Annotated in this window: 7 protein-coding genes and 1 tRNA gene; 3 read left to right on the top strand and 5 right to left on the bottom strand. The window is 71.1% G+C overall.

Annotation, left to right across the window (positions count from 1 at the left end; translation table 11 throughout):
- Nucleotides 1–101: 101 nt before the first annotated feature.
- Nucleotides 102–608, bottom strand: a complete 507-nt coding sequence (locus GXP76_RS32035) for a DUF5949 family protein (RefSeq protein ID WP_242575123.1) — start codon at nucleotides 606–608, stop codon at nucleotides 102–104.
- Between the two features lie 177 nt (nucleotides 609–785).
- On the opposite strand from GXP76_RS32035, the gene GXP76_RS32040 reads away from it, so the two are divergent.
- Nucleotides 786–2,027, top strand: a complete 1,242-nt coding sequence (locus tag GXP76_RS32040) for a cytochrome P450 (RefSeq protein ID WP_242575124.1) — start codon at nucleotides 786–788, stop codon at nucleotides 2,025–2,027.
- Nucleotides 2,028–2,075: 48 nt separating this feature from the next.
- Here GXP76_RS32040 and GXP76_RS32045 read toward each other — a convergent pair whose 3' ends face one another.
- Entirely contained in the window at nucleotides 2,076–3,278 is a 1,203-nt protein-coding gene (locus GXP76_RS32045) for a winged helix DNA-binding domain-containing protein (protein ID WP_374363371.1), read from the bottom strand.
- A 30-nt stretch (nucleotides 3,279–3,308) separates the two neighbouring features.
- Nucleotides 3,309–4,817, bottom strand: coding sequence for a short-chain fatty acid transporter (locus GXP76_RS32050; RefSeq protein ID WP_242575125.1), 1,509 nt, complete (start codon nucleotides 4,815–4,817; stop codon nucleotides 3,309–3,311).
- Nucleotides 4,818–4,946: 129 nt separating this feature from the next.
- Between GXP76_RS32050 and GXP76_RS32055 the strand changes: the two genes are divergently transcribed.
- Nucleotides 4,947–5,549, top strand: coding sequence for a DUF998 domain-containing protein (locus GXP76_RS32055; RefSeq protein WP_242575126.1), 603 nt, complete (start codon nucleotides 4,947–4,949; stop codon nucleotides 5,547–5,549).
- Between the two features lie 95 nt (nucleotides 5,550–5,644).
- Here the strand turns inward: GXP76_RS32055 and GXP76_RS32060 are convergent, their stop codons facing one another.
- The gene (locus GXP76_RS32060) at nucleotides 5,645–6,784 is read right to left on the bottom strand and encodes a sorbosone dehydrogenase family protein (protein WP_242575127.1); all 1,140 of its coding nucleotides are present in this window, start codon (nucleotides 6,782–6,784) and stop codon (nucleotides 5,645–5,647) included.
- A gap of 223 nt (nucleotides 6,785–7,007) precedes the next feature.
- On the opposite strand from GXP76_RS32060, the gene GXP76_RS32065 reads away from it, so the two are divergent.
- A complete protein-coding gene (locus GXP76_RS32065; RefSeq protein WP_242575128.1) occupies nucleotides 7,008–8,030 on the top strand; it encodes an FAD-binding oxidoreductase in 1,023 nt (340 codons plus the stop codon).
- Nucleotides 8,031–8,128: 98 nt separating this feature from the next.
- Here the strand turns inward: GXP76_RS32065 and GXP76_RS32070 are convergent.
- A tRNA-Ala gene (locus tag GXP76_RS32070) sits at nucleotides 8,129–8,202 on the bottom strand.
- Nucleotides 8,203–8,294: the final 92 nt, after the last annotated feature.

The following is an 8,294-nucleotide window of genomic DNA, read 5'->3' on the forward strand; positions in this document are numbered from 1 at the left end:
CGGGACGTACGGTCCCCGCGGACGGCGGGGTCGGCCGGCTGGGCTGGTGAGCCGGGGCGCGGGCCGGGGCCGGCACCCTCGGGGCCGTACCCCGGCCGCGCTCAGCCGCGCAGGCTGCTCACCGGCACCAGGCAGTGCGCGGCGCCGGTGAGGACCGCCTCGTCGCCGACGAAGGCGCGCAGCGCCTCCTCGCTCACCGGCCTGCCGGGAGTGCCCTCGGGCCACGGCCGGGTGGCGATGATGAAGTACACCCCGCCGGTCTCGCGCGCGTCCTGCTCCCACTCCGGCGGGACGGCGCACTGGGCCTTGAGGTACGGCATGGTCAGCACCGCCCGCCCGGCCTGTACGAGGAGGGTGATCGGGATGTTGGGCGACTCCCCGACGTCGACGAGCCCGGCGCCGGTCCTGAGCCCGACCTCGTTGATGACGGCGCGCATGGCCTCCTCTCCGGCCTCCGCGCCGTCGCGGCCGTCACCGAGTGAATAGGCCAGCAGGAAAGGCGGGTTGCGCTGGTCGTCGGAGGCTTCGCCCGTCCAGGGAATTACCGTCAGGGTGCCGAGCAGAGGGGCGTATTGCGGGCTTCCCTGCGCGGTGTTGGTAGAGGTCATGCTTCGGCACAGTAGTGGCCCTCGGGCGCCCGGAGTGATTTCGCGTCACCCGAGTGGCGGAGCATTCGTTCCCCAGTGCGAAAGCAGTCCTTCGACACCCCCGTCTGCCCTACGTCCGACACATGCTGATGACATGTCGGCCGTGGGAAGCTCCAAGTCACGGAAGGAATGGAAAAAATGACGCCGAATCTCGCCGATCCCACTTTCTGGCAACTACCGCATTCCGAAAGGCTGGCGGGTTTCGCCCGGCTGCGCGCCCTCGGGACGCCGCAGTACTTCGTGGAACGCCCCGGAAGCCGGCTCCGGCCGGAGGTGGGCTTCCACGCGCTGGTCAGCCACGCCGACGTGGTGGAGGCCAGCCGTAACGCGCGGGTGTTCGGCAGCGCGCCGGGGGTCACGACCCCCGAACCGGCCCGCTGGGTGCGGGCACTGTTCGGGGAGTCCCTGGTCAATCTCGACGATCCGCAGCACAGTCAGCTGCGCCGGATCGTCTCCCGCGCTTTCACTCCGCGCATTCTCGCCGCGACCGAGGAAGACGTCCGCTCGGTCGCCACCCGCATCGTGGACGACATGCTCCGGGAACGCCCCGCCGATTTCGTCACCGCGGTCGCCTCGCGCATGCCGTTCGAAATCATCTGCAATCTGATGGGAATCCCCGAGAAGGAACGCCCGTCGATCCTCGCGCAGGTGAACCGGGCATCCGTCGAAACCGGTGTCGCGCGCACGGTACGGCAGAGAATTCGCGTCCCCGGAAAGGGCCTTCGGGCGCTGGCGTCCATGCAGGGAATGGTCGCGGACCTCGGGCGGCAGCGGCGCCGGAATCCCACCGGGGATCTCATCTCCGCGCTGGTGAACGCCGATATCGACGGGCAGTCGCTCAACGGCCGGCAACTCGGTTCGTTCTTCTCGCTGCTGATGGTCGCCGGTGTGGAGACCACACGTAACGCGATCGCGCACGGCCTGTCCCTGCTCACCGACCATCCCGACCAGCGCGCCCTGCTGATCGGCGATTTCGACCGGTACGCGGACGGCGCCGTCGAGGAGATCGTGCGTCACTCGACACCGATCATCCAGTTCCGGCGCAGGCTCACCGAGGACCACCGGATGAACGGCCACGACTTCCGGCGGGGCCAGCGAGTGGTGCTCTTCTACGCGTCCGCCAACCGCGACGAGGCGGTCTTCACCGACCCGGACCGCTTCGACATCACCCGCAGCCCCAACCCGCACGTGGGCTACGGCGGGGGCGGCCCGCACTACTGTCTGGGCACGTTCCTGGCGAAGCAGGAGATGAAGGCGCTGTTCCGGGAGCTGCTGACGAGAATGCCCGAACTGCGCGCCGTGGGCGCGCCGGTGCTGGTCCCGTCGAACTTCGACAACCGGGTCCGCTCGATGCCGTGCGCGTTCGCGGGAGAGCGCTGAGGGCCCCCTTTTCCGTAACCCCCGGCGAGGCAGGGCGGGAGCACGTCGTCACGCGACGGCGCCCGCCAACTCGTCCTCCAGCCAGGTGCGGCCGCGTGTGCGCGCGCTGAGCCGGACCGTGCCCAGGGGTACGGCGAGGCGCTCGGCCTCCCGCCGTACCGCCGCCTCCGCGTCCGCGCCGACGTCCTCCAGGAAACGGCACACGATCTCGCCGCTCCGGTCCTGCGCCCAGCCGCCGACGATCCGGCCGTCCCACCAGAGCGAGGGGCCGATGTTCCCGAAGCCGTCGAAGAGGCGCGGCCCGTGGTCGCCGAGGAACCAGCCGCGTTCGTGCCAGCCCATCGGCGTGGAGTCGAGCGCGGGCAGCAGCGCGGCCCATGGTTCGGGCCGCGCCGTCTCCTCCAGGTCGTCCGGCAGGAGCAGGCCGCTCGCGCCGCCGCCCAGATCGGCCTCGACCGGCCGCAGTTGCGTCAGCACTCGCTTGACCTGGGTCTTCGTCCACCCCGCCCACCAGCGCAGATCGTCCGCCGTGGCCGGGCCGAACGTACGCAGCCAGCGCCGGGCCAGCTCCTCCTCCGCACGGTGGGTGTCCCAGTGCGCGAGGCCGCCGGGGAACCAGTCGGTCAGCGGCGCCCAGCGGTACTGGTGCGAGGTCCAGGAGCCGCGCGGCCGGCCGCGTACGGCCCGGCCCTCGGCGGCGAGCAGGAGCAGCAACCGGCTCGCGACCTTCTGGGTGCCCTGGTAGCTCTTGCCCGCGGAGAGCACCACCTCCGTACTGAGGCGGGCGTCGTCGGCGGCGAGTTCGGCGGCCGTGGACTCGCCGCGCGCGGCGAGCGCGCGCACGGCGATGTCCTCCGTCCCGGCCAGCCACGCCCGTACACCCGCCTCGTCGTCCGCGACCCCCGACGCCGCCAGGAAGCCCAGCAGCTTGCGGCGTTCACGCGCGGCGACCGCGTGCGAGCAGGCGGCCTGCATCACCGGGGCCACGTCGAGGGAGGTGACGAAGACCGTACGGCGCATGCCCAGCAGCCGGATGAGGGAGCGGTCCTCGTACAGCGCCCGTTCCACCTCCCGTACCGAACCGCCGTTGGTCCGCGCCCAGGTGGCGACGTACACGGAGGACGGGTCGGTGCTGTGCAGCGCGACCATGTCGCGCGCCACCTCGACCGGGCCCTCCGCGCGGGCCGCCACCGCCAGGCGGTGCCGTACGCCGATCCGGGCCCGTCGCTCCGCCACGTCGATACGCCGCACGTCCGCCCACTCCTTCGCGCCGGATCCTCCCTACGGGAAGGGAAGCGTACGGGCGAAAAGGGTCACGAGGATCAGCACCGCCGGGAAACAGGCGAGGAACATGGCGAAGGTGTAGCCCATGATGTCGCGCGCCTTCAGGCCGAGGATCGTCAGCGTGGGCAGCATCCAGAACGGCTGGAGCAGATTGGCGCTGGCCTCGCCGAGGTCGTACACGACGACCATCCAGCCCTGGTTCACCTGGAGCTGGTTTGCCGCCTCCAGGACGTACGGCGCCTCGATCACCCACTTGCTGCCGCCGCTCGGCACGAAGACGCCCAGCACCATGCTGTAGATCGCGATGAGGGCCGGATAGAAGAACTCGTTCGACACCGAGACCAGCCAGCCGGCGATCGTCTTGCTCAGCCCGGTGAAGGCGATCATGCCGAAGATGCCGCCGTACAGGGGGAACTGGAGAAGGACACCGGAGGCCGCGGGCGTGCCCTCCTTGACCGCCTGGGCGAGCCGGACGGGCCGCCAGTGCAGGATGAGCGCCAGCAGGATCAGGATGAGGTTGACGGTGTTGAGGTCCAGCGCGTTGAGGGGGTCGCCCTCGGCGAGGGCGAAGTGCCGTACGAGGTACCAGGCGCCGAGCGCGAACAGCAGGATCGCGAAGACGGGGCTGTACTCGATCCACTCCCCCGGCCGGCCGCGCCGGGTCTCCGCGCGCTTCTGCGCGACGCTCGGCCCCAGCTCGATACCGAGCTGCTCCGCGGTCTTCGCCCGCTCGGGCGACGGCGAGAGGAACCAGGCCATGACGACCGCGATGACGAAGATGATCGCCGTGGCCACGATGCCCTGCCACAGGAAGATGGTGTCGGTGAGGGGGATGAGCCCGCTGCCGCGCCCCTCCGCGATGACCTCCTGGACCGCGGGCGGGCTCGACGCCTCACTGGCCACCTGGAGCGCGGCGGACCCGGACAGCCCCTGGGCCCACACGGTCCCGAGCCCGAGGAAGGCCATGGCGCCGAGCGCGCGGTAGTCAACGCCCTGGACCCGGCGGGCGATCTCCTTGGCGAGGATCGCCGTGAAGATGAGGCTGAAGGCCCAGTTGAGGTACGAGGTCGCCATGGCGACGGCGGCGGTGAACGCGATGGCGCCGCGCGGGGTACGGGGCACGCGCGCGATCCTGGCTATGAGCCGGCTCATCGGCGGGGAGACCGCGACCGCGTACCCGGCGATGATGATCATCGCCATCTGGAGCGTGAAGGTGATGAGCGACCAGAAGCCCTGCCCCCACGCGTCCACCAGCCCGAATCCCGCGGTGTCCGCGGGGTCGTCGGGGCGCCCGTACAGACCCTCCCCGGTCGCGAGTCCGAGCGCGAAGACGGCGAACGTACCGACGAGGACGAAGCCGAGGGCGTCGGGCAGCCACTTCTCGGTGAACGCGGTGAAGCGCAGCGCCATACGCGCGAGCCAGTTGTCCGTGCCCGGCTGGTCGTCGCTCGGCGTCGTGGGCGGTTCCGGCTTGGGTTCCGGCTTGGGTGGGGGCGCCGTGGCCATGTGGTTTCTCCTGTGAGGGGGACGGCCTGAGCCGCGGATCTGTACAGGAGGCACGGACGCGGGGGCGGGGTGGTTCAGGTGATGGTGTGTCACCGGGAAGAGAGGGCGAACGCTGTTTACGGTGGGCTGATGCGACGTGCCCCCTGGTGGGTCCTCCTCTCCGCGGGGGGCGCCCCTCTGCTCCTTGTCGGCGCCTGGTTGATCGCGCAGCGGCTGCAGGGACCCGGTTACAACCCCACGGTCGACACCCTCAGCGTGCTGGCGTCCTACGGTGCCCGCGGCTACTGGCTGATGACGGGAATGCTCATCGTGCTGGGGACCTGTTACGTGGTCACGGCGCACGGGCTGCGGGAGGCCGCGCCCGCCGGACGGATCGCCCTGGCCGGGGGCGGGGTGTCCGCGATGGTCCTGACCCTGGTGCCCGCGCCGATCAGTGGCGGGGCGCTGGGGCACGGGGCGGTGGCGGCCGTCGGCTTCGTCCTGCTCGCGGTGTGGCCGGCACTGGCCGCGAGACGCCGCCGGACGGTGCCGTGGGGACTGCGGTTCAAGGTGGCGATCGTCGCCAGTGCGCTGATGTGCGTGTGCGCGTTGTGGTTCGTGTTCGAGCTGCGCAACGGGAAGGCGCCGGGGGTCGCGGAGCGGGTGGTGACCTTCGTACAGGCCCTGTGGCCGCTGGTGGTGGCCGTCTCCTGCCGTCTGTGGTCCGGCGGGCCGGTGGCGACGGGGCAGTGACAGCGGCGTCCCGCCCGATCGGAGGGATCGGACGGGACGCCGTGAACCACTGACACGTTGACGTACCGACGTACCGACGTACCGGCCTGGAGCCGTTACGCGGGGTCGATGCGGGAGATGCTGCCGCCGAGCGCGAGTACGTACAGCTCGCCGTCGCCGTCCTCCACGAACGAGATGACCTCGCCGCCGTTGACTCCGAGGTCGCTCTGGCCGGTCACCTCACCGTTGTCGATCGTCAGACCGCGCACGGTGCCGTCGCAGTAGTCGCTGTACAGGTACTGGCCCTGGAGGCCCGGGATCGCGTCGCCGCGGTAGACGTAGCCACCGGTGACCGAGCAGCCGAGCCCGTTGCGGTCGTACTCGAAGACCGGCGGCACGTGGTTCGCCGGCTCGGTGCCGCCCCGGAAGGGATGGTTGCCCTCCATCGAGGCCCAGCCGTAGTTCTCGCCGCCCGCGCTACTCGCCGGGGCCCAGTCGACCTCTTCCCATTCGCTCTGGCCCACGTCGGCGATCAGCATGTCGCCCGTGCCGGAGTCGAAGGAGAACCGCCACGGGTTGCGCAGACCGTACGACCAGATCTCGTCCTTCGCGTTCGGGTCGTCCACGAACGGGTTGTCCGCCGGGACGGCGTAAGGCTCGCCGCCGCTCGGGTCGATCCGAAGGATCTTGCCGAGCAGGGTGTCGAGCTTCTGCCCGTTGCCGTGCGGGTCACCGCCCGCGCCGCCGTCGCCGAACGCGATGTAGAGGTAGCCGTCGGGGCCGAACTTGATGTCGCCGCCGTTGTGGTTCTCGTACGGCTGCGTCTGCGTGAGGACGGTACGCCGGGAGTCCGGCTGGATCGCGCCCGACTCCACGGCGAACTCGTCGATGGTGCTGGTGCCTTCGAGGTCCGTGTACGAGATGTAGAAGTGCGCGAGTTCGTTGTCGAACGCCACGCCCAGCAGGCCGCGTTCACCGTCGGTGGTGGTCTCGGCGGAGATGTCGAGAACGGGCTCACCGAGCCCCTGGTCGTCCAGGACCCTTACGGTCCCGGCGCGTTCGGCGATCCAGACGGTGCCGTCGGGGCCGGCCGCGCCGGCTGTGGGGTTCTGCGCCGTGGCCACTTCCGTGAGCGCGACGTCCGCCGCCGCCTTGGGTGGGGCGGCGGGCTCGTCGGCGTAGGCCGTGGCGAACGCGAGGGAGGTGGCGAGGCAGATGGTGCCGATGATCGCCGAGCTTCTGGTGCGAAATTTCACCGTGACTCCTAGAGGCGGCGAGTGGGGGGCCCGGCTGCTTGGGGCGGAGTTGAGTCGGCGTCGCCCGCGCCGCCACGCAACCTGGGTGGGGGGATCGTGTGCCACTGGCTACGGGTGAGGATACTGGGACGGGAGCGGCTGGCCTAGACCAATACCACACCCATCTCGCGCGAGGCCCGGCTTCACCATGGGGTCGGCGTGTGCGGGCGCTAGGGTCCTGAACATGGTGAGCCCAGCGGTGAGTAGGGATCTGGTGGTCGTCGGTGCCGGCATTGTCGGTGCGTCGGTGGCCTATCACGCCGCCCGGGCGGGCGCCGACGTGACGCTGGTCGACGCCGGGCTGCCGGGCGCCGGCGTGACGGCGGACTCGTTCGCCTGGATCGGCGCTTCCGGCGTACGCAAGGGTCCGGCCGCCGGACTGCGGGCCACCGCGACGGCGGAGTACCACCGGCTCGGGGCCGAGTTGCCGGGGCTCCCGGTGACCTGGTCCGGCTCGCTGAGCTGGACCAGGGAGGGCAGTGCGCCGGACGCCGGGCCCGGGCAGACGATCGTGGACGCGGCCACCGTGGCGACGCTCGAACCCACACTCCGGCAGCCTCCGGAGTGGGCCGTCTGGGCGCCGGACGACGGCGCCGTCGACTCGGTGGGCGTCACCGAGCGGCTGGTCGCGGGCGCTCGCGCCCATGGCGCCCGGGTACATCTGGACACGCCGGTCACCGCGGTCCGCCGGGACACGGCGGGCCGGATCGCCGGGGTCGAGACGACGGCGGGACCCCTCTCCGGTGCGACGGTGGTGCTGGCGGCCGGAGTCGCCACGGCCGCGCTGGGCGCGCCGCTCGGCGTGCGCGTCCCGGTCGAACCGTCGCCGTGTCCGCTGATCCGGCTCAGCGCCCCGGCCGGTCTGGTCCGCACCGTGGTCAACACCGAGGACTTCGATCTCCGGCAGGTCGCCGCGGACCGGCTGATCGCCGCCGCGGACTCGCCCGAGCGGACCCTCGCCGCCGTCCGGTCCACTTTCCGTGGCACCGGGGACGTCGAGCTGCTGAGCACCCGGCTCGGAGTGCGTCCGATGCCGGCCGACGGTGAGCCGATCGTCGGCCCGGTCGCCGGGGTCCCCGGCCTCTACCTGGCGGTGATGCACTCGGCGGTCACGCTCGCCGCGGCCGTGGGCCGCCTGGTCGCACGGGAGTTGGTCGACGGAACCGCCGAGTCGGCGCTGTCGGGTTGCCGCCTGGACCGCTTCTAGATTTCCCACGAGCCCTGGAACGACGAAATCCCGCCCGATCAAATGATCGGACGGGATTCGTGAACCGCTTACGAGCTGACCCGCGAACGGTTTTGCCGTGGACCTGTGGGGATTTGAACCCCAGACCCCCTCGATGCGAACGAGGTGCGCTACCAGACTGCGCCACAGGCCCTTGCGACGAGTGAAACCTTAGCACCCCCGTCGGGCTGTCTGGAAATCCGTTCCGCGCTGGTCACTCGTTGGCCGCGCGGGGGCGGTCGCCGT

It is taken from the genome of Streptomyces sp. NP-1717, from assembly GCF_022695985.1.
Classification (GTDB): domain Bacteria; phylum Actinomycetota; class Actinomycetes; order Streptomycetales; family Streptomycetaceae; genus Streptomyces.